A 23,650-nucleotide genomic window follows, 5' to 3' on the forward strand; every position below is an offset into this window, starting at 1 on the left:
CATTTACCGCCCATCATTCCGATTGTGTTGTATAATGGAATGCAAAAGTGCCGGAAAATGAGCCGAACTTGCAATTTAACCAAAGGGTGAAAGGGGATGCTTTGTTCATGGGACTGGAAAAAATCTTGGATGACATTGAGCGCAGAGGGCAGCACAAAGGCGAGCTAAAAGGCAAGGAAGAGGTGGCTAAACAGTTAATAATGATGGGCATGGATAGTTCATCAATTGCTCAGGCTACCGGGTTTTCCATCCAAACCATTGAAGAATGGCGTAAGCAAGTATATTAAATTCCGTTCCTTTTGGAGCGGTTTTTCTTTTTCGTATGACATTGCGATCATCAACGTGATTGCTTTGAAGAAGTACATTCAATCCAAAAGAACAATCCGAAAAGGCAGAAACACATTTTAAATCCGACTGGAGAAAGTCGGATTTATTTTTTTGCTCTTACCGCCTCTTTCAGGAGACGGGTAGTTAATGTTTTTACTTCAGGCTTCCCGTTGTTCTAGTACAGATTTATCCTGCCGTTCCCATACTTTACGCTTTCGCATTGGAAATCTAATTACCACATTCTCAAATATGTTTCAATACTATTGCGAAAATAATATATTACGAATTTTTGTAATTGACCTATGGAAAATAATGCTATAAAATCGGAGTAAATGGTGCGAAGTGGGGGTAATGATCTTGGATGAATTATATTTAGACGATCTAAGAATTGACTCCTTGGTAGATTTATTAAAAGCTGCTTACTCTCTTGAGGATTGGGATAGAATGATTGAAATTGCTGACAAACTTCTGATATCAGCAGAAATGGTGTACTCAAAGCAAAAACAATCAATAGATTCAGGGAAGCGATACATTTATTTAGACGGGAAGAGGCACATTGTTTATTATTTTGGATTTAGCAAACTGATGAAGGGAACTGCCTTTGAAAAAATGGGAAGATACGCGGAAGCACAAGAGTGTATCAAGTTTTACACTGATCTCTCTTGGCTGGATGATGGAACAGAAGAGGCTGAAAAAGAGATTAATATTTTCAAAATGTTTGCTAAGGGCAATAGCCTTACTGTTTCACTTCTTGAAGGCAAGCAGGAATATCTTCCCCCCTACGTACAGTACATTGAAGAATCCAGAATTGAAGAATTGTTGCCTGGCTTGGAGACTATCCTAAAGTCAGGAATTGACCATGGTTTCTCCGCGAATGGGGTTCTCGATCGATTTAAGAACGACATTGACAAGGCTATTGAGATCTGTAGTAAAAAAGGTGAAGCAATTTATGTAGCAAAATTCTATTATAAGCTTTCAATCTACTACTTTAAAACTGGGCAGTATGAAGCTGCATTACATAATACATTGAAAGCTTTAGAAGCTTCTGGTAACTTTAACGACGTAATAGTGTTTAGAAAAAGTGTAGCGTTGTTTGAGTCGCTTAGGGGCTATGCAGGCGTAGATCAGCAACAACGATACGTAGCCCTAATGAGCAATATTTTAAAGGAGGAATTGGAAAATGAAAAAAATACTTATATCAGTGATGATCACATTCGGGTTAATTAGTTTAGTGGTCCCCGTAAGCACAAACACAGTTACAACCAATGCTCATGGTGTAGGACACTAATCCTTATTAGACACCAATGAGTAAACGGCTCTTCGCTATACTCTGCGGTAAAAGTCACCTTTTTCAAGCCGATAGAGCGATTTGACATGGAGCCTCTGCGGGCATGAGTACTCGCGAAAGCCGCGAAGCACAAGGTCTTCGCGATGCTAACCAGCTTATCATGCCTGCCCCTCCATATAAAATCGCAGTCTATTTTACCCATGTCGAGTAGCGAGGAAGCGAGAAAACCAACGGATGAAAAATTGTAAGGCTATAAAATCGAAGCAAATGGTGCGAGGTGGAGGGAGTACATTGGATGATTTGCATTTAGACGATTTAAGAATTGATTCTTTAGTTGATCTTATAAGGGCATCTTTCTTCTTGGAAGAATGGAGTAAGATGCTTCAAATATCAGACAAACTTCTTCTATCAGCAAACAAAGTATACTCGGAACAAAAAAAGGCTTTAGAGGCTGGCAAACGGTATGTTTTCGATGATCGTAAAAGGCATGTCGTCTATTATTTTGGTTTTAGTTATATGTCAAAAGGCATTGCCCTGCACAAAATGGAGAGGTTTGAGGAATCGAAAGAATGCATCAAACAATATGTTGATCTATCTTGGCTAGACGATGGCAGCAAAAAAGCCAAAGAGGAAATTGATTTTTTTAAATTATTCGCCAGAGGCAATTCATACATAGTATGTTTACTTGAGGGGAAGCTGGAGGTTTTGGATTCTTATGTACAATTTCTAAAAGAATCCAGGCCAGAAGAGCTGTTTCCTGGATTAATTACAATTCTTGAAGCAGCATTAAAACACAATCTTAATGTAGATGAAGTTATTCAATCCTTTAAGACAGATGTTTTAGATACAATCTCTTACTATGAAAAGCAGAATAGCATGACAAAGTATTTATCGAAATACTATCATATAATGTCTCTATATCTCTTTAGGGAAGGAAACTATAAAGATGGAATCCACTACACATTAAAAGCCTTGGAATTATCTGATAAATTTAATGATATGGTATTTGAAAAAAGAAGCACTGCCCTATTTGAAGAAGCTTCGGATTTGTTGGCTTTAGTGGGGATGGAAAAATTGACTATCCTGGTCGTATTACATTTGTTGTCTAATAATTATATAAAATGATGAATTGTACTCTACTTTAAATACTATCGCACAGAAACATATTCCGAATTTTTGCAATTGACCCATGGAAAATAGTGCTATGGAATCGGATAAAATGAATGAAGCGGGGGTAGAGGTCTTGGATGGATTATACTTAGACGATCTAAGAATTACTCCTTGGTGGATTTATTAAAAGCTGCGTACTCTTTTGAGGAATGGGATAAGATGACTGAAATAGCCGGCAAACTTCTTCTATCAGCCGAAAGAGTATATTCTAGACAAAAACAATCTTTAGAGTCTGGGAAACGGTACATTTATTTGGATGGAACACGCCATATCGTCTATTATTTCGGATTCAGCCAACTAATGAAGGGAATTGCATTGGCCTGTATAAAAGACTATTCGGATTTGTCTTTGTTAGATGATGGAAGCACAGAAGCAGGCGAAGAAATTTCAGCCTTTAAAATGTTCGCTAAAGCCAATACACTCTCTATTTCCCTCTTAGATGGAAGGCAGGAATACCTCGACCCTTATGTTCAATTCCTTAAAGAGTCCAGAGTTGAAGAGCTGCTGCCAGGGTAAATGACGATCCTTACTTCAGCAATTAACCACGGCTTTCCTGTTGATTCAGTTTTGGATCACTTCAAGGGTAAAATCGGTGAGGCTATCGAGATTTGCAGCAAAAGTGGTGAAGCAATTTACATAACAAAGTTCTTTTATACGCTGTTCTCGTATCATTTAAAAACAAAACCACATCAGGTTGCATTACATAATATATTACAAGCTATAGAAGGATCTGATAACTATAAAGATGTAAGTCAATATAAAGTAAGTGTCTCTGTGAAGGATATCATCGCCGTATGCTCCTATGGGCCATATATATTAGAAAAACAAACTGCCTTTGGATAGGCGGCGTTAGATAGCCGCCTCATGGGTGTTGACTTCAATGTACTCCGTTACCCTGCGGTATTCGTCGGCAAACTTGAACCGTATGCTGATGTCACCGCCTTCGTGTACCTTGATGTGGTCAATCAGTTCAATCAAGATTTCTCTTGTCAGCTTGTCGATGTTTTCGTACTTACTGAATGCCGTTAAAAACGGATTCTCTGTATCCACGCCTTTTTCTAGCTCGGCCTGTTCCGCTTTCAGATTTCCAATAACCGTTTGCGCCGCTTCAATTTGCCGCTCGTAGTCCTCACTCATATGACGGTAATCATTACGGGTGATTTCACCGTCTTTCCAGTCCTGATTAAAAAGGTTATCACGCCCTTTTAGTATCTCTTGAATATTTCGTTGCGGCAGAGCCACTTGGTTAATTAGTGAGAGCCATGATGTTAATGAAATAGAGCCAGCAAGTTAATAAGGAGAGCCATCAGAATATGCGGGCTCTCTCATTTACAATGTTCAACTATCGTTCCCGTTATTTCGTTAAAATTGTTGCCGACGGGTTATTTTTAGACACATTCCGATCCTTACTTTTGAAAGGTAGTCCCGCTTTCTCCGGCTTTCAGCAACGCCTTATTGAGCCGGAGTGCGCAAGTCATAATCAGCACTAAAGCTCCGGTTGCCAGCAAAAGCCATTCAATTGAAACCACATCAGCGAGTGGACCATACAGGAGCATTCCTAAGGGGGTCAGGCTACTGGTCATCATAGTTATTATGCCAAACACTCTACCCCGATATTCCGGTTCAACCTTTTCCTGCAACAGCACTACAGCAGGTGTGTAGAAGATATTTGCCGACACACCACATAAAACCATAAATAGAAGATATAAGCCGAAATTAATCGGTAATCCTATACCGATGGTCGTTATACCCATGATAAGCCCTGCCAACGCCATGGTATGGACTTTGTTTTTCAGTCCTCCCCAGACTGCTATAACAATCCCACCAGCCAGCACACCAACCGAGTAGGTCATTTCGATTGCGGTGAGTCGCCAAACATCGCTACCAAAGGTTCTAGTGATTTGGAGAGGGGTTAACAGTTCCATCGGTGCAGCTAAAAAATCAAAAGCAGCAAAGAACACAAAAACGTTGCGCAGGTATCTGTTCCTAAAAATATAGGAAAGACCTTCTTTCAAGTCACCCATGTAGTCCGGTGCTTTCGCTATGTCCACTTTCTTTTCCTGTTTAGGTAGCTTAAAAAAAACCAGCATAGAAATTATTGCTATGGCAGCGGTTGTCACATCAATAAAGAATATACTTTCAATGCTGGCGAATCCCATTAATGCGCCGCTGGCCATAGGTGACAGTAGCGTAATCAAAGATTGAATTGAACTGTTAATACCACCAATTCTGGTCAGATGTTCATTCGGTATAATATCCGGTAGTAGTGCATTCACGCTAGGAGTTTGTATCGCTGCTCCTAACGCACGAATAACCGATGCAACAAACAATAACCAGATAGAGTCATGCCCCGTGAGAAACAGGATTGCCAGCACCAAGGTACATGTTGCAATACCACCATCAGACAGCATGATTAGCTTCTTGCGATCATATCGATCAGCCCATACCCCTGCAAATGGGGATAGGAGAAAGGTCGGCAAAAATCCGCAGATAATAGTCAACGTGGCATAAATGCCTGATTGTGTTTTGAGGGTGACATACCATGTAATGGCAAACTGCACAAGAGATGACCCAAAAAGGGATATCGCTTGACTTGCGATAAAAATTCCAGCATTCTTTTTCCAATTTTTTTGCATAAAAACTCTCCTCATAATTCAATGAACCAATGTGTTGTTTATAGCAACGAAGTCACAGAAATCAATCTGCATTCTTGACTCAAATTATTAATAATCATAAGATAAAGTATGCCGTAGCTGTATAGTCAATAGGAAAACTCAAAAAAAGAAAATGACTATCAAACCCTTTTAATACAGCTAAAATTTATCTTTTATATATTTGTTATAACGCATTATTTAGTATACTGTAACTGGATAGTAGAAAGGAGATTGAAAATGAGTACAATCAAAAAAACTTACTTTAAGACAGGAGAATTTGCCAAGATTTGTGGAGTTAATAAAAAAACCCTCTTTTATTATGATGACATTGGACTGTTCCAGCCTTCCATCACAGATGAAAAAGGGTATCGTTATTATTCATACCATCAAATAAAAGTATTTTATACCATTGCCAGCTTAAAAGAATTAAATATGCCTCTTAAAGAGATAAAAGCCTATCTGGATATAAGAACACCAGAGCTAATTGTTAATCTATCAAAGCAGAAAATTATAGAGGTCGATAAAGAAATTGAACAGTTGAATTATATTAAACAAATTCTGGAAGAATATATCAATCTTACGAACCAAGGAATGCAGGCTGATATTGATAGAATTATATTAGAAGAACAAGAAGAAGAAACCATTATTTGTAGCGGTTTATTTACCGAAGACAGCTCAAATGACTATTGGAAATGGCTGTGGGCTTTTTATAATTTTGAAGCCAACATGTCGTCACAGGGAACCTCTTTTGCTGGCATAATGCAGGCAAAGGAAAAAATCCTAAGTGGCAATTATAATGATAGTTCTTACTTTTTTGTAAAAATAACCAACAAGCAAGATCGTCCGAATATCCGAATAAAACCAAAAGGATTATACGCTGTTGGTTACCATCGAGGGGGATATGGTAGCATGGGAGAAGCATATGAAAGAATGCTTGCCTTTTTAGAGAGAAACCACCTTCAAATGGGGAGCTTTGCTTATGAAGAATATCTGATAGGTGAAGATACTGCAAGGAGCAAAGAGGACTATGTAACAAAGATTACCATGGAAGTAGAGATGTAAATAGATACTTGGAATCTGGGGAGCTTCACAAACCGGCAAGCAGGGCAAGTTGGCCCGATGTTTAAAGTTATGTGCTATAGAGCTAGGGTTGCAAGCTACAATCGTATGATATAATTAGTTATAAATCATTTCAGGTGGGTGAAAAAAACATGGCAACATTGCGTGCCTTAATTGTTGGTGTATGTGATTATTCTGCAATGAAGCAGAGCAATCTGCCCTTTGTCAAGGGACTTAAAGTTGACCCTTTAAATATCATTGTTTGCGGGAATACCGGAAGTGTTTCGGGCCCGGGTAAAATGCATTTGTCGTTCGTTATGGAGGGAAGAAATGCAAAAAACGCGCCCAAGATGAACCGCGCTGTTGAGGACTAGTGTTTACATTATGTTGTATTTGCTGTGTATTGTCGCAAAACTTCCGGTTAGTCAGTCCCCCTACATGGTGGATATCGGGAGGCCCGTATTACATCTTTCCTGTTACCAAATCAAGTCTTTGATGGTCTAATTAAATAGACGAACTTGAGAGGAAAGGGGAAGATCATTATTAGTTGAATATTGATAAAAGTCCCATTTTATAAAAGAAATATAGGGCGAGCAACGAAAACAAAGATAGATCGTTACTCCCCCATGATTATTTTTCTACATCTTTACTATACAAATATACAAGCCAAAAACCAATTATGATAAGAAGAACCGGAATCGCAAACCACCATAAATGAATATTAAAAATATTATATCGAAATGCTCCACTATTGATGTCAGCAGAACGTTCTACTGACTTAAGAGCTGAGATTAAGAAACCAGTACATAATATTATCACTGCAGATAAAATGGAAGTACATCCGAGTAATAACTTGAGCATCTGTAGACCTCCCTCTAGAAAAAAATACAACCCTCCTACCTGAATAAACAGGCAGGAGAGAGGTTGTTTTTTGTTAATGATTAGAAACTATAGTGAATCAGCTAAAACATAAAACATGGAAGAAGTTCGTTTTTTGCTTTTAAGAGTATTGGTCGAATCCGCTAGTCAGTAGAGCGTAAAGACCGCTGCTGATTGCGGTATTGCAAAGGCGTTAAAGAAGTGATCTTTTTGAACTGCTTGCAAAAGTAAGCAGCGTTGGCAAAGCCGACAAGGGATGCGATTTCCCCGACGGTGTGACGCTCTTCTTCCAACAGCTTCATTGCTTTTTGGACTCGGATGGAGAGCAGCAATTGCAACGGACTCAGTCCGTATTTTTTCTTCACAGATCGAATGATATGGGCCGGATGAAAGGAATACTGGGCTGCAAGCTGGTTCAAATCAAACGCCTCCTGATAATGCAAAGAAAAGTAATCGAAAATCTCATCCGCCAATTCCTTTTCTTTCTCGTGTTCTCGTAAATCGCAAAAAATCGTTAATATTTTCAGAAATAACTGCTGGTATTCGATTTGGGATTTTGTCGATGAATAAAACAGCTTCTCATTATGATATTTGTCAATTTTGACCTGGGAGATGCTGTCCATATAATTCTTCAACATTTCATGCAGACTGTCGTCAATCCTTCCGGATTGGGGAAGCGAAATATAAAATACATCTTTTTTATAATATTTCGTTTTGTTCATTTTGGGGTCGGCATGAGTTATGGGATTCTCGGAATAGAAATAATCCCCCGTTGTGTAGAAATGAACCCAGGAGAAGGTCGTATCGGAGGTGCAGGCTTTGAAGCCTTTATGCAGCTTGCCGGGGCTCAAAATTAAATATTGGCCAGGCTCAATCGTATATTTTCGCCCATCTTCTTCCAGATAAAGAGCTCCCGAAAAGACAAAGATCAGGTCAAACGTATGATCAAGAACGCGGCGTTCATGAAGATCTCCTCTCCGGAACAACGATATTCCCCCGACGATCAGATGAGGCAAGGGAGGACAGGTGAAATTGATATATAGCAATTCTGCCACCTCAAATCAATTTTATTATATAAATCATAGCATGGAAACGCTGTCATGATCAATAAATTCCAAGCACTAGCCAATAATGCGGATATTACCCACCAATTAAAAAAATAAAAATGATAATAATGTTATATTTTCGATGCTAATAACATTATATTTTTTGTTTATTTTAATGATTTTAATCCCCCTGCCAGGGTGGCATACTTGTATCTATAAGACGGTCCGCTTAGAAGGTTTAGCGCTTTCATTCAGTCGACGGAATGAGCCCTGACATTTCAAAATTTACTGGGGGGAAGAAGGGTGCAAGTATTAAAAAACTATAAATTCTCGATTATACTGCTTGCCGGTGTTGTACTAGGCGCGATCGCCGGCACGATTATGGGTGAAAAATCCGCAGTCCTGCAGCCCTTTGCCGATGTTTTTCTGAACATGGTATTTGTGATCATTGTGCCGCTGGTGTTTGTATCCATAGCCGGCTCTATAGCAAGCATGACCAATTTGAAAAAGCTGGGTAAAATTTTGGGCATTTTCTTTTTGGTCGTGGTGGTTACGGGCATCATTACTGCTGTTTTGGCATTGATCACCGGTTTGATCTTTAATCCGGCACTGAACGCCGAGGTCAGCTTTGGAGAGGCTGTTCAGGAGCAGGCGGCTTCATTTGATTTTGTTGGCCTGATAACTGTAAGCGATTTCGTTGAGTTGCTGTCCTTAAAGCATATGATGGCCCTGATTGTTTTTGCAATCCTGTTCGGGATTTCCGTGAGCTCTATTGGAGAAGAGGGAGCCCCTGTCTCCAAATTGCTTAATAGTTTATCCTCTGTGTTGAATAAAATCGTTTCCATTGTTATGTATTACGCTCCTGTGGGCATCGCCTGCTATTTCGCAACACTGATCGGCAAGGTAGGCAATCAGATTGTGTGGTCCGTTGCCCGGGCGTCCGTTATTTACGTGGTATTTTGTATCTTGTTTTTCATTCTGTTCTCCTTTTTGGCCACTTATTTTGGCGGAGGCAAAACCGGAATCAAGCGTTTTTGGAAAAATATATGGCTGCCGCTGACCACGGCGATGGGAACCTGCAGTAGTACAGCTTGTATCCCTGTGAACAGACTGGCTGTGAAGCAAATGGGTATTCCTGATGAAATCGGAGACATTATCGTGCCGCTAGGCGCAAACATGCATAAAAATGGTGTAGTCGCCGTACAAATGATCAAAATTCTCTTTATGTTTGGGATTTTCAATATGACAATGGGCACGGGAGATATGGTCAAAGCCGTTCTGGTAGCCTTGATCAGCGGAATTATTGTGGGCACGATTCCGAGCGGCGGCTTTATTGGTGAACTCTTCATCTGTACCGCCTTCGGCTTTCCGATGGAAGCGGTTCCGATCCTGGTTATTTTGGGAACCATTACAGACCCGCTGTGCACGATGGTGAATGTAACCGGTGATCCGGCCATTAGCATGGTGATTTCACGGATTATTGAAGGCAAGAACTGGATCAAACAAAAAATAGGCGCTGTGTCACAGGCGTAAATACAGAAAGGCGGATGGGAGATGGAACTGGGGCAAAATGCCGCCGGATCGGCAAAAGCAAAAGAAATAACGGAACTGGACGGCAATGCGATTTATTTGGGAAACTTGAATACAGTAGAAGCCGATTTGAATCTTCCACTGAAGGGTAAGCATGGTTCAACCATTCAGTGGGAATCGAAAGAGACTCTTTTTATAAGTCATACAGGCAAGGTTACCAGACCTACCTTTGGGATAGGCAACCGGAAAGTTGCCCTTGTCGCAACCTTGACATATGAGGGAGCGGTAACTCGCAAAACCTTTGAAGCAACGGTTCTCCAGGAAGAATATAAAGCAAAGATCGTTGCGGTAAATCCGTTAACCGTGCACACGAACGTTGGGAATCAGCCGGAGCTGCCAACCGTGGTCATTGTGAAAAATAATACCGGAATTCATACGGTAAGCCAGGTTTCCTGGGACCCGGTCCAAGAGGAAGATTATCGGCAAACGGGAACTTTCTCAATCCACGGTCAAGTGCACGGAAGTCCCTTGAAAGCACTGGCCACGATTCAAGTGGTGAATGAAGCTGAGGAAACAGCCGATTTCACCAAGCGGGTCCAAGAATTTAAGGGACACGACGTAAGGCTGGAAAAGGAAAGCGAATTTGCAGCGGCCATGGACCGTTTCCTGCAATATGTGCGGTCCGTGGACGATGACCAGATGCTGTACAATTTCAGAGAGGCGGCGGCCTGTGACACCAAAGGCGCGCAGCCAATGACGGGGTGGGATGCTCCGGAATGCAATCTGAAGGGGCACACCACCGGGCATTACCTTTCCTCGCTGGCGCTTGCTTATCATGCCACAGGAGATTCCGGGTTGTTGGGGAAAATTCAATACATGGTAGCAGAATTGGGCAAATGCCAAACAGCCATGTCTGAACAGAGGGGATATGGCCAGGGTTTCCTGAGCGCGTATTCGGAAGAGCAGTTCGATTTGCTGGAGCAGTATACGACTTATCCGGAAATATGGGCTCCTTATTATACGCTGCACAAGATTATGGCCGGGCTGCTGGATTGTTACGAGCTTGCAGGGCAGCGGGAAGCTTTGGACATTTGCGATAAGCTGGGCCAATGGCTCCACAACCGGTTAAGCCGGCTTCCGCGAGAGCAGCTGAATAAAATGTGGTCCATGTATATTGCCGGGGAATTTGGCGGAATGAATGAGGTATTGGCCAAATTATATGCAATCACCGGCAATGAAAACTATTTGATCACAGCGAAATATTTTGACAATGAAAAGCTGTTCCTCCCCATGAAGGAGAATGTGGACACGCTCGGAAATATGCATGCCAACCAGCACATTCCGCAGGTGATCGGAGCCTTGAAACTGTTTGAAGTAACAGGCAACAAGGATTATTACGAAATTGCAGAGAACTTCTGGACGATGGTGACGCAAAATCATATTTATGCCATCGGCGGCACCGGAGAGACGGAAATGTTCAAAGAGCCAAACGCCATTGCCGGTTTTCTCAGCGATAAAACGGCGGAAACCTGTGCGAGCTATAATATGCTGAAGCTGACCAAAGAGCTTTTTCAATTTAACCCGCACAAAACATATATGGATTATTATGAGAAGGCGCTTTATAACCATATTCTTGCCTCAGAGAATAGCCAAAAAGCGGAGGGTGGCAGCACCTACTTTATGCCGCTCGCGCCCGGATCTGTCAAGAAATTCGATACCCATGAGAATACCTGCTGTCATGGAACGGGTCTGGAAAATCATTTTAGATACCAGGAAGCTATCTATTTCCATGATGAAGACAGACTGTATGTGAACTTGTATATTCCATCACAACTGGATTGGAGCGAACAGGGGCTCAGTCTAGTGCAGAAGCGGGATCAGGGAAGCTTGGAAACGGTCCGCTTTAATATCGAGGGCGGCGCTGAATCGACCCTATTGTTCAGAATTCCCGATTGGGTATCAGGGCCCGTTCAAGTCAAGATCAACGGAGAGCCTCTTCGTGATCTGGAGCATGAACATGGATATGTAAAACTTCGCAGAGTATGGAAAAAGGATGAAATCGAGCTGACACTGCCTTGCTCCTTGAGACTTGCGAGCGCTCCCGATGATCATACCCTTAAAAGTCTCGCTTATGGACCGTACGTGCTGGCGGGAATCAGCGGGGAACAGGATTATATCACCTGGACATCCAGTGAACAAGAATTTCTGGAAGAAATCATTCAGCAAAAGGATAACCCTTTGACGTTTGTTCTGGATGAAGTTAAGTTTGTCCCCCTGTATCAAATTCAAGATGAACGTTATCATGTGTATTTTAAACTTACTCGCTGATTACCTTCTTTGAAATTTTCTGTGGGTTGAACAAAGCTGTAAAAGGCCGCTTTGTCCTTCTTGGAAGGGCAAGCGGCCTTTTACCAATCTCGATCGTATAGAGGCTAGTTCTTCCTGAAGCCCTCACACAGCAGCGTAATTGCTGTTATACTCTCCTCGAGCGATTGCATCCTGTCCGGTGTTTCTGCGATCCAGAGTACGGCCTCGTTCATTGCGCCGGATAGGAGATGCGTCAAAGCGTCGACAGATACGGATTTCAAATATCCTTGTCGCTCCAACAGCTGCAGTTGTTCCCGAAGCAAGAGCATCGAGTTCTGCTCATCTGTCCTGCGCCAGACATCCCAGCCCAGCACGGACGGACCGTCTAACAGCAAAATCCGCCGATTCTGAGGCTCTACCGCGGCGCTTACGAATGCCCGGCATCCAAGGAGCAGCTGCTCCCAAGGATCGTCGCTTGCAGCTGCGTCCGTCTCTATCCGTTTTGCAATTTCCTGCTGAATGGATTCAAGCACGGCCAGAAACAGCCCTTCCTTACTGCCAAAATGGTGATACAGTGCACCACGGGTTAGGCCTGCTTGTTTGACCATTTCTTCCAGCGGGGCGGCGGTATAGCCTTGCTCGGAAAAATGTTCTCTCGCCACTTCCATCAGCTTCAGCATCGTAACCTTTTTTTGTACTGCTTTGGACAGTTTCGGGGTATACTCACTCATATCATTCGCCATTTTCCTTATCTGACCAAATATTCTCGGTGTACTGCTCGCCAAAAGATTCGGTAGGAGGAATGACGGTAATGACGTCAATGAGCACGCCGTTCGGATCGGAAGTAATAAAATGACGCTGGCCAAATGCTTCGTCGCGAATATCCAGGTGTAACGGCAGCTTCGCCTTAACGATCAGCCTTTCATACTCGGCATCTACATTATCAACTTCGAAGTTTAGAATAACGCCTTGCACTGTTTTGCGGAACAGATCGGGAACCGTAGGGTGGTAGGCATCCAAAATGGCAAGCTCGAAAGTCTGATCCGGATGGTTTTTCCTTAAACTTACATACCAGTCGGCTTCAAATACCGGAACAAACCCGAAGTGGTTCATGTAAAACTCAGAGCTGGCGGCAACCCGGTCCGTCATAATGACGGGATAAAAACTCGAAAGCATCATAAGAAAACCTCTCCTTTATGATTAGGATCACTGATGCCGTCACTTTAACATACATACAGTATGTATGTAAATGGGATGTCCATAATATTGCGGGCAGAAAAGATTTTTCAATAAGAGCTTGACCCGCGCTTATGACAATTCGAAAATGAAAATAAGTAAAAACAGATAACAGAAACTTCCGTGGCAAGGGTGGTGCTGATAGCATGATATTTACAACCTACAAACCTGGTCTGCCTTTGTCGATGTTCGTGGAGTACTTGTGGTTCTATTCCGGAGATAACACCGAGGGCTCCAATGAATTGAACCTTCCGGAAGGAACGGTAGACCTCATCATTGAACTGGGGGAAGATAAGATCCGAATTCAAGACCGTCACAGTCCGGATTTGGGGTTCGGGCCCGTTATAGTGCCGATAGACCTTTGGATAGGACAATAAACATTTAGGGGGATGGAAATGACTAACCTGTTTTATTACCTAACCTTTGCTGCAGCGTTGGGATCCGGCCTGCTGGCGGGTATATTTTTCGCTTTCTCGACATTCGTCATGACCGCGCTCTCCCGTCTACCGGCGGGGCAGAGCATATACGCCATGCAGTCTATAAATGATGTTATCGTAAAATCATCATTTATCGTCGTGTTTATGGGTACGACCGCTCTATGCTTGATACTGGGTATTGTTTCATGTGCCCGGTTTGGAACGGCAGGGGCGGGATATGTACTGGCAGGCTGCCTGTGTATCATCGTTGGCGCATTTTTGGTGACGGCTATTTTTAATGTACCGCTGAACAACGAATTAGCCACCATAACCCCGGGGAGCTCTGATGCAGCCGGGGTGTGGGGACGTTATATCGCCGGTTGGATGCCGTGGAATCATGTGCGGACGATGGCTTCGATCGCTGCACTTGTTTTGTTTGTCATTGCACTTCGCAAGTACTAATGTGTCAGTATAAATTATGGACAATTCTCATCCCTGGTTTCTCTTAACTGGATTCAATTATTTTGATGTTTTACTCCCCAGTCACATAGCTGTTCCATAATAGGTAATAGCGATTCCGCTTTCTCTGTAAGACTGTACTCGACTTTAGGGGGAACCTGCGGATACTCTTTCCGATTTACCATACCATCTGCTTCCAACTCTTTAAGCTGTGAACTCAATGTTTTGTAAGTAATGGCTCCTATTTGTCTTTTCATATCATTAAAACGCACAGGCTGTTTTTCTGCCAGCAGATAAAGAATGAGCATTTTCCATTTACCGCCAATCACTGACAATGTATAACCAAAAGGTGTCTCGAGAATATTACCTTCTCCTTTATAATCAGCCATGCTCATATTCACACTATCCTTCCGGGTAGTACCTGTCAAAAAAGTGCGTACTACATTTTAATTTGTGCTCAGTTTATACTAACCTTACTTTGAAGTAAAGGAGAAAACAAAATGGCTAATGTCAAAACCTATAATCACGATCTTTGGGATCACGGCATCACCCAGGGTTACAGCGTTAACGGCACCATCTACATTTCGGGACAATTTTCCCACGATACGGAGGGGACTTTCGTGGGCGAGGGCGATATCGAGGCACAGACCCGGCAGACGCTGGAAAATCTTGATCGTGTGCTGGCGGGATTTGGTGTAACGAAGTCGAACCTCGCTTATGTGGAGCTCTATCTGACAAACGCGCCGGAGCATTCCGAGCAAGTCATCCAGATGTTCAAGGAATACGTGGGAGAACACCGGCCAGCCGGCAGTATGATTGGCGTGACATACCTGGCGTTCCCTGAGCAACTGGTAGAAGTCAGCGCCGTCGCACACACGGGCTAACTCAGCCGATATGGTGCGGCGCAGCGCAGGGCAGTCGGGGCTGTAGGAGACATACACATCAGTAGGTGATTGTTCACTTTTATGTGTTTTTTCAAACGCAATAAGGGAGCCAATACTTTTGTCGTATTAGCCCCCTTTACACCTACTTCAGAGTGAAGAGTGTTATTTCGGTAACACAGCCTTCATCGGATAGAACTCGGCAGTCATCAATCCTGCAATTAAGGCGGGGTCTTCTGTGATGAGTCGTGAGACTTGCTCTGCGTTCTCAACTTCAATGATTGCAAGCCCATGCGGAGATTTCGGATTTAATACTGGTCCGAAAACTAAAGCAATTCCCTGATTCTGCAAGTCCGTCCAATAGGCGATATGTTGGTGCATAATGTTGCGCTCTTCTTCGGTCATATCGGTCATATCCTGAGAAAAAGCCGTTCTCGGGGGTGTAGACCATAACATGAAGTGCATTTTTCCTGGATTGTTGCTTACTGTATTATCAGACATTACAAAAAAACCTCCATTACCTTAAATTTGTATTTCATAGTCATGCGCGCCCGTCTCCTTCCGGATCTCTTCCGTCCCGAGACGACCCAGCGTGAGTCCCCGAGGTGACCACGAATGGCTTGTCGGAGCCCTGCCTCGATGAGCTCGCGAACTACAGCAGATCTGATGAATCCGGTTGCTCAGGTGACAAAAACACGCATATGAATTCCTCCTAAAATGAAAATTATTACTGACAAGTGCAATGATAAAGTATAGAGTGCACCCGATAGCAATATAGTTCGAACCAATGTTATAATAAAAATATGGAAAACAAATTTTCGAGCAAACAAGTTTCTGAAGAGACGGGATTAAGCATCCATACATTGCGATACTATGAGGAAATCGGGTTAATTGACGGTATAGAACGGGACGAAAATGGATATCGTCAGTATTCAAAGGCCGATATCGTATGGTTTCAAGTTTTAAGTTACTTGCGAGCGATGGGGATGCCCATTCGTGAGATGCAGCACTTTACCGCCTTGCGCAGTAGTGAAGTCTCTACAATAACAGCACGACGAGAATTCATGGAATCTTATCGCAGGAAAGTTATTGATCAAATGAAGGAACTTGAAATGACGCTGGAGAAAATCGACCATAAAATCAATTTTTTCAAAAATCTAGAGGACTCAGATAAACTACAACAGGACAAAAACAAAACCTCTCCAAAAACATAAAAAGGCCCTACAAGCCATTTTCTTTTTCTTGATCAAGGATCTTGAGAAAGGAAATAGTGGTTAGTAGGGCCTTTCTGTTTGTGTATGACTGTGCCCCAAGCCGGTCATCGGGGGCGTATCTTTTGACTGCGTTAAATTCAGAAGCAGTTTCGAAAAATTACCTACTGAAGCGGTCCCTTATTGGGCAGCAGAGAACTTGCGGGAGGCTTCCCGATATGCTGTAGGAGACAAGCCTCTTTTGGCCGTAAATTGTTTTATAAAGTAAGTGTCATACTCAAATCCGGTAGCACGTGCAATTTCATTCAAGCTCATGTCTGTATGAGTCAGAAGATCCCCCGCAACCTTCAAGCGGTGCGACAGCAAGTAGCCCATTGCCGTACATCCGCATCTTTCCTGAAACATCTTATTGAGAGAAACGCGGTTCAAGTACGCGCATTTCGTTAAATCTTCCAGGGTGATTTTGTCGGAATAATTTGTGTGTATATATTCCAGAACTAAATCAACAGGGGATTGTTCGCTGTATCGGTTCAAATCCTCAAGCATCCCCAATATTTGTATAAGGTATTTTTTGATTCTGCATGCCCAGAGTGCATCGCTTTGTGCATACACCTCTGTGCCAATCACAAAAAACCACTCAAATAATTGTGGATATGCTTTCTCAGTTATACGAGGTATCCCGGTTCGTACAGGAGACTTACGAAACAGCGAAAGACCTGTTTGTATTTTCAGCTTGGTCGGAAAGTAATCTTGTGTTTCAGAAAGGGGGGTCGAATCAAGAAAATCCGGATGAAAACAAAACGATGATGCAGAAACGTTATGCTTATCTAAAACTTGTAACGTATCCTCTGCAGACAAACAAAGAATAGCGGGTGCTGAAATGGTGACCGGGCGTTCATTCAATATCCCTTTTATACTTCCATTCGTAACAAAAGCCAGAGTCAACCGCTCCGGGTAGGGAAAATGAGTAAAATCCTCGGCAGCTACAAATTCAATATTTACAGTCCTGTTTTTATGGCGGTCAATTTGCGGCATGGTTCTCACCTGACAGATAGTATAGTTAAATGCTTCACTTATGACAGTGTATCACAAAAATTCAAGGGATATAATTTGAATGAAGACAAAGAAAGGTGGTTATGATGATGGCAATTAATATCGCAATTAATGGTTTTGGCAGAATTGGCAGACTCGCATTTCGACAGCTTTTTGATACGGAAGGATACAGAGTTGCAGCCATCAATGATCTTACAAGTCCGCAGATGCTTGCGCATTTGCTGAAGCACGACACAACGCAGGGGCGTTATGACGCCAAGATTGATTATAGTGAGAACAGCTTGACCGTGAATGGCGTGAATATTCCGATCTATGCTGAAAAAGACCCCGCCAGACTTCCGTGGAAAGAATTACAAATTGATGTTGTTCTGGAGTGCACAGGCTTTTTCGCATCAAAAAAAGCGTCAGCGGCACATATTGAAGCAGGTGCCAAAAAGGTACTGATATCCACCACCGCCGGAAAGGATGTTCCCACCATCGTTTTTGGTATCAATGAACACACGTTGACTAAGGACGATACCATTGTTTCGGCTGCTTCCTGCACGACGAACTGCCTTGCGCCAATGGCGTATTTCTTGAACGAGCTTGCACCCGTCAAAAAGGGTTTTATGACCACGATACACGCCTACACCAACGACCAGAATACGCTGGATGGCCCTCACGCCAAAGGCGACCTGCGCCGGGCGCGTTCCGCGGCGGGCAACATCATCCCAACCTCAACCGGGGCAGCAAAAGCAATCGGGCTTGTGATCCCGTCCCTGGATGGCAAGCTGGATGGAACATCGCAAAGGGTGCCGGTTATGGCAGGCTCACTGACAGAATTGACCGCAGTTGTGAGCGGCTCCGTAACAGCGGAGCAGGTCAACAAGAAGATGGAGCAATCCCAATCGGATGAATACGGATATACAGATGAACCGCTTGTTTCGTCTGATATCATCGGCATGACTTACGGCAGCCTGTTTGACGCAACCCAGACGAAGGTAACAGAGTTAGGGCCAGATACACTGGTAAAAATCGCTGCGTGGTACGATAATGAAAATTCCTTTACAAGCCAGATGATTCGTACCGCAAAATACCTTGCAGAATTATGATGTTTAACAGACTAGTCCTTTTGCCACCTATTAGGACATCATCAATAGTAAAAAAGCTAACGCTTCGGGCGCTAGCTTTTTTACTTAAAGGGACTTGTGGATGGAAAGCTATTTATTTTCTTCACCAATATTTCATTTGTTGAAACCTGAACTATATTTTCATGTTTTACAGCTTTCCAGAGGCCATCTGGAAAAGCATTTACTCTACGAATCTCATTGAGTCATTCAACAAGCAATTTAAGAATTACACCAAGCGCAAAGAGCAGTTCCACACGAAGAAGCACTGGGAAAATTCTTAGTTGCTCAATTTGAGGGCTACAACCAGCGCTTTGCAACCCGTTGCCACATCGGTTTTGACCAGGCACGGGCTGAACTACAGGCTATGTTCACAACCACGGATTAAACAGAGGCCATCTACAAAAGAAGGTTATTCTATTTACACAAAATTCTTGACGCTACCATACTGACGCTTTGTGAGAAAGTAACACGAGAAAGTTGGGTTACTATTAATCAACAAGATATGATGATTTACGAATAAATACGGTTAATAACCTTGCTATATCTTCGGGGGGAATGGCACGATCAGTCATAAACCAATGTTGAATCAATCCAAACTGCGCGTTTCCCAGGTAAGCAACAGCATATTCTGATAATTCGCTTTTATCATTCATACAAGCTTGGTTTTGTTTAAGATTTTCATACATGCGAGTGCCTACTAAATACTGAAGCCGCTCTCTCAATTCTGTTGGGGCTCCCGAACAAATCAGCGTCTTGAAAAGGCTGGCATGCATATGCAAATATTGAAAAGCATTTGTGATTGGAGGATACGCTTGATCCGGTCTGTCACATCAACTCTTTGGGGACCACGTACCTTTGAACAATTAAAGGCCTATATGTCCGGTTCGCAGACGAGACTCAGTACGGATGTGCTGGATGCTATCGATGCCATTGTTCCACCGGGCAAACGTATCGATGACAAAGAGCAGACCTGGACTCCTGACTGGATGAGTACTGCAATGCGCAGGCGACACTTTCATTAAAGATCCAATTGAAGCGATACAGCATAGTGAGAGTGACGATCAGAACATTGTGTTGTATTGAATGTCACAAGCGGTTATTTGCTGGAATTAGCATTATCATCTAAAGTTGAAGGAAGAGGGTAATGATAAAGGAGAGGAATGATGAAAATGGCGCGTGTTTTGTTTATTAATGGCGGATCTGAAGGGCATATCAATCCGACTATTGGGGTTGTGCAAGAGCTTGTTTCGCGCGGAGAAGAGGTGGTGTACTTTTGTATAGAAGCTTTTCGGGAACGTATTGAGAAGACGGGTGCTTCAGTACGAACATTTGACGACCAGAAATTTATCAAAGCCTTTATCTCGGGTGGAAGAAATTATTTACTCGAAAGAATCAACGGTCTTTTACTTACGGCAGATATCGTCATACCCAGCGTGCTTGAACAGATCAAAGGGGAGCATTTTGATTACATCATCCATGACTCCATGTTTGGTTGTGGACGTTTGCTTGCTCAGATTCTTAAGCTTCCTGCAATCAACTCCTGTAGTTCTTTTGCGCAGACAAAAGAATCATTCGATACAATGATGGAACAATTCTCTATCAAAGTCCCTGCAGAAACAGTTAAACCTATAACCGATCGATTTCAAAGCCTGACGGCAATGGTGAAGGAAAAATATGACGTGGATATCCAATCTCCTTACGAAGTGTTTTGTAATCCAGCTCCGCTTACAATCGTTTATACAACAAGGGAGTTTCAACCTGATGGGGAAGCATTCGACCAAACTTATAAATTTGTTGGCCCATCGATCTCTTCACGATTCACTCCAGAAAACTTCGACTTTACTGCAATCAAGGGGAAGAGCCCCATTTACATTTCACTGGGCACCGTCTTTAACCAGGCCATTGATTTTTATAAGCTTTGTTTTGAGGCATTTGGGAACACGGATCACACGATTGTTATGTCTATCGGCAATAAAGCCCAAGTTTCTGATTTAGGGGAAATTCCTGAAAACTTCATCGTAAAAAATTACGTGCCGCAAACTGAGGTCCTGCAATATGCTAAATTATTTATCACACATGGGGGCATGAACAGTGCACATGAGGGCCTCTATTGCGGGGTTCCGCTCATTGTAATCCCGCTAAGCGCAGATCAGCCGATCATTGCGGAGCAAGTAGCCAATATCGGAGCAGGCATGAAATTACAAATGCAAAGCTTGACTGTAAATCAACTGCGGGAAACCACGGATCATGTGTTAAGCCTCCCGTCTTTCAAGAAAGCTGCTACAAGCATAGGGGAATCCTTTCGACAATCAGGCGGGTATCATCAAGCCGTCAATGAGATTTTCGAATTTACAAGGAGAACATGTTAAAGGTTTTACCCGCACGATGATTCATTTTTTATTTTTCAACAGAATGTTTGGACAAAATGAACGCTTTGCCTGTTTGTTAATAAAGCCCCATTTTCCTTTGGCATTTTGGACGGGAGCCAGCCCTTCCGAGAAGTCTCCCTCGGATTTAAATTGAGGAGGGATGACCTCCTTTCCCATGGTATTGATATACCCGTACAGCCCTTTGCCATTCTGAACAATAGCCAGGCCGTCCGAAAAAGCACGACTATATTTATATTGATACGGAACGGCCAACTGACCGGAAGTATTAATAAATCCGACCTTGCCATTGTTGGAGGCGTAGGCGAGCGCCAAGCCATCCGTAAATACATATTCTGATTCGGCATTTTCTTTCAACCGAGTGAGAATTTTTCCTGCAGGATTAATAAAGACGCTTTCTTTGCTCGAGGCTACGGTGACCTTGGCCTTTCCATTGCTAAACACATTAGCTTCGGAATATTGGCAGGGAATGGCCAGTGCCCCTTTGGTATTAATGTATCCATAGAGATTGGTTTTTGTATTTTTGACGATGGCGCGCTGGTCATGGAAATCACCAACCGGTTTTAGCTCGGCGGACAGAGAAAAGGCTCTCTCCCCTTTGGGATTATAAAACACCAGATTTCCGGCAGAGGTCTCGGCGACTAACAAGCCATCATGAAAAGCACCATCGCTTTCAGGCCGGGCCACGTTAAAATCCACCGGTGTTTTTGAAGCCACAAGAGCCGTTGTACTGTCGGCAGCAGCCCACCCCGTACCAGCTACGGTAAAAATCAATACAGCTAATCCGAACCTTTTTAGCATACATAAGCTCCTCTGCAGTTGATTTATCTCCATATAGACGAAAAAAATGGAGGAAGGTTTCTTGGGTTTGAAATTTTTTCTATTTTCATCTGGTCATTCTGGGCCTGCCAAACAGGCTAAACTTGTCGAAGATAAGCGAAGCTACCCAGCTCTCATTACATTTATAGTCCATAAGACCTTGTAATGGCAGTTCAATTAGTCATGTTTAGAAAATGTCTAGGGCCATATGGTACGATTTAATAAAATCGGAGAGAGGTCTGGAGTGAGATTGTAATTGAACAAGAATTATTTCGAAGAAATGCACAAGCTTGGTCATGACGATGAAATGAGATACAGACTTCTGATTCGGGGAGTCAAACTGTTATTGGAAGATCGTAAGCGGGAACGTCATAAACTAGCGCAAATTCTTGATTCTCGTAAAAGGAAAAAGGCCATGCAGGCCGCAAAGTGGATTGACACGACACCAAATGCTGACCTATAATCAAAGCCTCTCTGAATGGCGTCCAATTATTGAAGTTTTGCAAACTTTCGCCCGATGGCTCACGACAAACAACATAAACCGACTGCATGTAATTTGCAGCCGGTTTGTTTGCTTAAGGCATACGGTGATCGTCATTGAGCACAACCTCGAGGTGATCAGCCAGGCGGATTGGATCATCGATATGGGACCGGACGGAGGCAGCAAGGGCGGCCAGGTGGTGTTCGAAGGCACACCTGCCCAGATCATCCATGCGGAGCAGTCGATTACGGGAAGATACTTGAAGTAATTATCATAAAACAGATCACTTAATGATATCTATTGCTCATTAAGTGATCTGTTTTTTACATGTTGGGTTTAATATCCTTCGTTATCTAGTGTACTATTATGTAAAATGACGGTTAACTTTAACCAAAGGGTGACTTACTTGAAATTACATATTGACTATCCCCATGATATTCCAATCGTTGCGTTCCAGTGGACTCCGGAAACCACGCTGGAGCCATTCCATACGCATACCAGCCTGGAAATCGGCTGCTGCATTTCAGGCAGCGGCGTTTTTTACTTTGAGCAAAAATGCTATAACGTGCGCCCGGGAGATATTTTCATCGTGAACCAGACCGAGCTGCACATTGCGCAATCCGACGAAGCCGATCCCAGTACGTTTATCTTCATTAATTTTGACCCCAGTATACTGCTCCTTGAAGATGAAAAGCTGTTGCTTCCCTATAGCTATCAGTCTGAGAAATTTCAGAATCATATTCCCGCAGAGACGAGTCTTGCTCATCAGTTAAAGCCCCGCATCATGACCATCCATGAAGAACTGTCACAGCAGGATGTAGGATACCTGTCCAGGACGCGCAGCATTTTAATTGATATTAGTGTGATGCTGCTTAGAAATTACATCGGCTCCATTTCAAGCGAGCAGTGGAGACGAATGAATCATTCGTACCGGGAGCTGAGACAGATGCTCGAATATGTGCACCGGCATTTTGGCAGCAATATTCAGCTTGCGGATGTAGCACTGACAGTAGGTTGGTCGCAGGCCCGGACATCGCGTTTATTCCGAGAGTACACAGGGAAAAGTCTGCGGGATTATCTCGCTCAGCTTCGGCTGAGTGAGGTGAAAAAGCGGCTGGTCACCACCGATGATCTGATCGCGAATATTTGCTTTGACTGTGGATTCCAGAGTATGGCTTCGTTTTATCGTGCTTTTCAGGCAAATACTGGTTCTTCTCCGAAAGAATATCGTGAAATGAACGGATTAAGTGAGGATTTTGAGAAGTTAGTGGACGCTAATGAGAAGTCAAAATAAAAACGCTTACTTATAATAAGGGCACAGGCTTTACTATTAGAATT

29 protein-coding genes and 1 pseudogene are annotated in these 23,650 nt (G+C 43.0%); 19 read left to right on the plus strand and 11 right to left on the minus strand.

The features are described 5' to 3' along the window. Positions 1 to 107 precede the first annotated feature (107 nt). The 5 genes from ACI1P2_RS06140 to ACI1P2_RS06160 all read left to right on the plus strand — a co-directional run bounded on the left by ACI1P2_RS06140 (position 108) and on the right by ACI1P2_RS06160 (position 3,628). The gene (locus ACI1P2_RS06140) at positions 108 to 287 is read left to right on the plus strand and encodes a hypothetical protein (RefSeq protein WP_355317839.1); all 180 of its coding nucleotides are present in this window, start codon (positions 108 to 110) and stop codon (positions 285 to 287) included. A 397-nt stretch (positions 288 to 684) separates the two neighbouring features. Further along, a complete protein-coding gene (locus ACI1P2_RS06145; protein ID WP_355317841.1) occupies positions 685 to 1,554 on the plus strand; it encodes a hypothetical protein in 870 nt (289 codons plus the stop codon). Between the two features lie 352 nt (positions 1,555 to 1,906). Continuing rightward, a complete protein-coding gene (locus ACI1P2_RS06150) occupies positions 1,907 to 2,740 on the plus strand; it encodes a hypothetical protein (protein ID WP_355317843.1) in 834 nt (277 codons plus the stop codon). 204 nt (positions 2,741 to 2,944) lie between these two features. Beyond that, the gene (locus tag ACI1P2_RS06155; RefSeq protein WP_355317845.1) at positions 2,945 to 3,301 is read left to right on the plus strand and encodes a hypothetical protein; all 357 of its coding nucleotides are present in this window, start codon (positions 2,945 to 2,947) and stop codon (positions 3,299 to 3,301) included. Then, on the plus strand, positions 3,302 to 3,628 hold the full coding sequence (locus ACI1P2_RS06160) for a hypothetical protein (protein WP_355317847.1): 327 nt from the start codon (positions 3,302 to 3,304) through the stop codon (positions 3,626 to 3,628). 6 nt (positions 3,629 to 3,634) lie between these two features. Here the strand turns inward: ACI1P2_RS06160 and ACI1P2_RS06165 are convergent, their stop codons facing one another. After that, the gene (locus tag ACI1P2_RS06165) at positions 3,635 to 3,922 is read right to left on the minus strand and encodes a DUF4368 domain-containing protein (protein ID WP_355317849.1); all 288 of its coding nucleotides are present in this window, start codon (positions 3,920 to 3,922) and stop codon (positions 3,635 to 3,637) included. Positions 3,923 to 4,191: 269 nt separating this feature from the next. After that, the gene (locus ACI1P2_RS06170) at positions 4,192 to 5,421 is read right to left on the minus strand and encodes an MFS transporter (RefSeq protein ID WP_355317850.1); all 1,230 of its coding nucleotides are present in this window, start codon (positions 5,419 to 5,421) and stop codon (positions 4,192 to 4,194) included. Positions 5,422 to 5,676: 255 nt separating this feature from the next. Here ACI1P2_RS06170 and ACI1P2_RS06175 point away from each other — a divergent pair, with 255 nt between their 5' ends. Together ACI1P2_RS06175 and ACI1P2_RS06180 are read left to right on the plus strand one after the other, a co-directional pair. Continuing rightward, positions 5,677 to 6,501, plus strand: a complete 825-nt coding sequence (locus tag ACI1P2_RS06175) for a MerR family transcriptional regulator (RefSeq protein ID WP_355317852.1) — start codon at positions 5,677 to 5,679, stop codon at positions 6,499 to 6,501. 149 nt (positions 6,502 to 6,650) lie between these two features. Then, positions 6,651 to 6,872 carry a hypothetical protein gene (locus ACI1P2_RS06180; RefSeq protein WP_355317854.1) on the plus strand — a complete coding sequence of 74 codons (222 nt, stop codon included), beginning with the start codon at positions 6,651 to 6,653 and terminating at the stop codon, positions 6,870 to 6,872. 256 nt (positions 6,873 to 7,128) lie between these two features. Here ACI1P2_RS06180 and ACI1P2_RS06185 read toward each other — a convergent pair whose 3' ends face one another. Then, positions 7,129 to 7,359, minus strand: a complete 231-nt coding sequence (locus tag ACI1P2_RS06185; protein ID WP_355317856.1) for a hypothetical protein — start codon at positions 7,357 to 7,359, stop codon at positions 7,129 to 7,131. Between the two features lie 161 nt (positions 7,360 to 7,520). Then, entirely contained in the window at positions 7,521 to 8,363 is an 843-nt protein-coding gene (locus tag ACI1P2_RS06190; protein WP_355317858.1) for an AraC family transcriptional regulator, read from the minus strand. A 363-nt stretch (positions 8,364 to 8,726) separates the two neighbouring features. Between ACI1P2_RS06190 and ACI1P2_RS06195 the strand changes: the two genes are divergently transcribed. Both ACI1P2_RS06195 and ACI1P2_RS06200 read left to right on the plus strand, forming a co-directional pair. Next, positions 8,727 to 9,956 carry a dicarboxylate/amino acid:cation symporter gene (locus ACI1P2_RS06195; protein ID WP_355317860.1) on the plus strand — a complete coding sequence of 410 codons (1,230 nt, stop codon included), beginning with the start codon at positions 8,727 to 8,729 and terminating at the stop codon, positions 9,954 to 9,956. 21 nt (positions 9,957 to 9,977) lie between these two features. After that, complete coding sequence (locus ACI1P2_RS06200; RefSeq protein ID WP_355317862.1) at positions 9,978 to 12,281, plus strand: beta-L-arabinofuranosidase domain-containing protein; 2,304 nt, start codon at positions 9,978 to 9,980, stop codon at positions 12,279 to 12,281. A 104-nt stretch (positions 12,282 to 12,385) separates the two neighbouring features. On the opposite strand, the gene ACI1P2_RS06205 is transcribed toward ACI1P2_RS06200, so the two are convergent. Then, positions 12,386 to 12,991: a TetR/AcrR family transcriptional regulator gene (locus tag ACI1P2_RS06205; RefSeq protein WP_355317863.1), complete on the minus strand. Its 606-nt coding sequence runs from the start codon at positions 12,989 to 12,991 to the stop codon at positions 12,386 to 12,388. A gap of 1 nt (position 12,992) precedes the next feature. Beyond that, complete coding sequence (locus tag ACI1P2_RS06210) at positions 12,993 to 13,439, minus strand: VOC family protein (RefSeq protein ID WP_355317865.1); 447 nt, start codon at positions 13,437 to 13,439, stop codon at positions 12,993 to 12,995. A 203-nt stretch (positions 13,440 to 13,642) separates the two neighbouring features. Between ACI1P2_RS06210 and ACI1P2_RS06215 the strand changes: the two genes are divergently transcribed. Further along, complete coding sequence (locus ACI1P2_RS06215) at positions 13,643 to 13,873, plus strand: DUF6597 domain-containing transcriptional factor (protein ID WP_355317867.1); 231 nt, start codon at positions 13,643 to 13,645, stop codon at positions 13,871 to 13,873. Between the two features lie 18 nt (positions 13,874 to 13,891). Continuing rightward, the gene (locus ACI1P2_RS06220) at positions 13,892 to 14,374 is read left to right on the plus strand and encodes an anthrone oxygenase family protein (RefSeq protein WP_355317869.1); all 483 of its coding nucleotides are present in this window, start codon (positions 13,892 to 13,894) and stop codon (positions 14,372 to 14,374) included. 53 nt (positions 14,375 to 14,427) lie between these two features. Here ACI1P2_RS06220 and ACI1P2_RS06225 read toward each other — a convergent pair whose 3' ends face one another. Further along, positions 14,428 to 14,766, minus strand: coding sequence for a winged helix-turn-helix transcriptional regulator (locus tag ACI1P2_RS06225; protein ID WP_355317870.1), 339 nt, complete (start codon positions 14,764 to 14,766; stop codon positions 14,428 to 14,430). A 105-nt stretch (positions 14,767 to 14,871) separates the two neighbouring features. On the opposite strand from ACI1P2_RS06225, the gene ACI1P2_RS06230 reads away from it, so the two are divergent. Beyond that, entirely contained in the window at positions 14,872 to 15,255 is a 384-nt protein-coding gene (locus ACI1P2_RS06230; protein ID WP_355317872.1) for a RidA family protein, read from the plus strand. Positions 15,256 to 15,417: 162 nt separating this feature from the next. On the opposite strand, the gene ACI1P2_RS06235 is transcribed toward ACI1P2_RS06230, so the two are convergent. After that, the gene (locus tag ACI1P2_RS06235; protein ID WP_355317874.1) at positions 15,418 to 15,753 is read right to left on the minus strand and encodes a YciI family protein; all 336 of its coding nucleotides are present in this window, start codon (positions 15,751 to 15,753) and stop codon (positions 15,418 to 15,420) included. Between the two features lie 302 nt (positions 15,754 to 16,055). On the opposite strand from ACI1P2_RS06235, the gene ACI1P2_RS06240 reads away from it, so the two are divergent. Next, positions 16,056 to 16,466 (plus strand): MerR family transcriptional regulator, encoded by a 411-nt coding sequence (locus ACI1P2_RS06240; protein WP_355317876.1) that lies wholly within the window; start codon positions 16,056 to 16,058, stop codon positions 16,464 to 16,466. 177 nt (positions 16,467 to 16,643) lie between these two features. On the opposite strand, the gene ACI1P2_RS06245 is transcribed toward ACI1P2_RS06240, so the two are convergent. Beyond that, entirely contained in the window at positions 16,644 to 17,498 is an 855-nt protein-coding gene (locus tag ACI1P2_RS06245) for an AraC family transcriptional regulator (protein ID WP_355317878.1), read from the minus strand. Positions 17,499 to 17,605: 107 nt separating this feature from the next. Between ACI1P2_RS06245 and gap the strand changes: the two genes are divergently transcribed. After that, complete coding sequence (gap, locus tag ACI1P2_RS06250) at positions 17,606 to 18,607, plus strand: type I glyceraldehyde-3-phosphate dehydrogenase (RefSeq protein ID WP_355317964.1); 1,002 nt, start codon at positions 17,606 to 17,608, stop codon at positions 18,605 to 18,607. A gap of 152 nt (positions 18,608 to 18,759) precedes the next feature. Then, a pseudogene (locus tag ACI1P2_RS06255) lies at positions 18,760 to 19,010 on the plus strand (transposase); the annotation flags it as partial. Positions 19,011 to 19,113: 103 nt separating this feature from the next. Here ACI1P2_RS06255 and ACI1P2_RS06260 read toward each other — a convergent pair. Further along, positions 19,114 to 19,425, minus strand: a complete 312-nt coding sequence (locus ACI1P2_RS06260) for a TetR-like C-terminal domain-containing protein (RefSeq protein WP_408976152.1) — start codon at positions 19,423 to 19,425, stop codon at positions 19,114 to 19,116. A 12-nt stretch (positions 19,426 to 19,437) separates the two neighbouring features. Between ACI1P2_RS06260 and ACI1P2_RS06265 the strand changes: the two genes are divergently transcribed. Continuing rightward, positions 19,438 to 19,647, plus strand: a complete 210-nt coding sequence (locus ACI1P2_RS06265; protein WP_355317880.1) for a hypothetical protein — start codon at positions 19,438 to 19,440, stop codon at positions 19,645 to 19,647. Positions 19,648 to 19,794: 147 nt separating this feature from the next. Then, positions 19,795 to 20,994: a macrolide family glycosyltransferase gene (locus ACI1P2_RS06270; protein ID WP_355317968.1), complete on the plus strand. Its 1,200-nt coding sequence runs from the start codon at positions 19,795 to 19,797 to the stop codon at positions 20,992 to 20,994. Positions 20,995 to 21,015: 21 nt separating this feature from the next. Here the strand turns inward: ACI1P2_RS06270 and ACI1P2_RS06275 are convergent, their stop codons facing one another. Continuing rightward, on the minus strand, positions 21,016 to 21,813 hold the full coding sequence (locus ACI1P2_RS06275; protein WP_355317882.1) for a WG repeat-containing protein: 798 nt from the start codon (positions 21,811 to 21,813) through the stop codon (positions 21,016 to 21,018). Between the two features lie 605 nt (positions 21,814 to 22,418). Between ACI1P2_RS06275 and ACI1P2_RS06280 the strand changes: the two genes are divergently transcribed. Next, entirely contained in the window at positions 22,419 to 22,580 is a 162-nt protein-coding gene (locus ACI1P2_RS06280; protein WP_355317972.1) for a hypothetical protein, read from the plus strand. Between the two features lie 129 nt (positions 22,581 to 22,709). Continuing rightward, on the plus strand, positions 22,710 to 23,606 hold the full coding sequence (locus tag ACI1P2_RS06285) for an AraC family transcriptional regulator (RefSeq protein WP_355317884.1): 897 nt from the start codon (positions 22,710 to 22,712) through the stop codon (positions 23,604 to 23,606). Positions 23,607 to 23,650: the final 44 nt, after the last annotated feature.

The organism is Paenibacillus jiangxiensis, assembly GCF_046098255.1.
Classification (GTDB): domain Bacteria; phylum Bacillota; class Bacilli; order Paenibacillales; family Paenibacillaceae; genus Paenibacillus; species Paenibacillus jiagnxiensis.